Genomic DNA, 423 nt, shown 5'->3' with positions numbered 1-423 from the left:
GGCCCTTGAGCGACAAGCATTTCTCCCGAAGCCCTCTGGTAGCTGTTCACACACTTTAATCGCATTAGTTAGTAAAGAACCACACCCTTTACCTGGGTCTGGTCCTTCAGGCATTTTTTCTGCCGGGTGACCAATAGTACAAATTAGGCCTTTGTATGGGATAGCCTTAGGCTCAGGGTAATCTAAAGGCCACCTAGGCTTCAATGAATTTGTTTGTATTATTGTAGCAGTAGTAACAAGTACAGCACTACTCACTCTTTACTTACACAGTTTGATTTTCTTAGATCTTTTTTGGATTTTTTCGTTTCACTCAAAATATAAAGATAAAAACACCCAAACTAAATCAAATTAGAATGGATGTCTGTGTTATTTTAGTTAAATATAATTCTCTTTTCTGAACGCTCGCAGCTCCGGCTCAGTTTG

General features: G+C 39.2%; 1 protein-coding gene. It reads right to left on the bottom strand.

The annotated features are described in order from the left end of the window. Window positions 1–204 (bottom strand): hypothetical protein (locus AN214_RS23135; RefSeq protein WP_235576804.1); only part of this gene is annotated, 204 nt, incomplete at its 3' end. Window positions 205–423 lie beyond the last annotated feature (219 nt).

It is taken from the genome of Pseudoalteromonas sp. P1-9 (genome assembly GCF_001399975.1).
In the GTDB taxonomy this organism is placed as follows: domain Bacteria; phylum Pseudomonadota; class Gammaproteobacteria; order Enterobacterales; family Alteromonadaceae; genus Pseudoalteromonas.
The sequence above is the reverse complement of the archived record's forward strand: the minus strand, read 5'-3'. Positions and strand labels throughout refer to the sequence as shown.